The following is a 274-nucleotide window of genomic DNA, read 5'->3' as shown; positions in this document are numbered from 1 at the left end:
GGCAAGGCCGCCCTGGTGCTGGGCCGCGCCCTACTGCTCAACCCGGTCGGCCTGGTGCTTACGGGCATCGCCATCGCCGCCTACCAAGTCTACAAGCACTGGGACACGGTATCCGGCTGGCTCTCCACCGCCTGGGATGCGCTGGTCGGCATGGCCGGGCGGATCTGGGGGCGCATCAAGGAGGCCTTTTCCGGCGGCATCGGCGGGGTCTCTGCCTTGCTGGTCGACTGGTCGCCCATGGGGCTGCTCTGGAGAGGGATCTCCGCCGGGCTGG

General features: G+C 69.7%; 1 protein-coding gene. It reads left to right on the top strand.

The features are described from left to right. Positions 1–274 (top strand): hypothetical protein (locus ABGV18_RS11565; RefSeq protein WP_396586157.1); only part of this gene is annotated, 274 nt, incomplete at both ends.

This window comes from Guyparkeria halopsychrophila (assembly GCF_044582135.1).
Taxonomy (GTDB): domain Bacteria; phylum Pseudomonadota; class Gammaproteobacteria; order Halothiobacillales; family Halothiobacillaceae; genus Guyparkeria.
The sequence above is the reverse complement of the archived record's forward strand: the minus strand, read 5'-3'. Positions and strand labels throughout refer to the sequence as shown.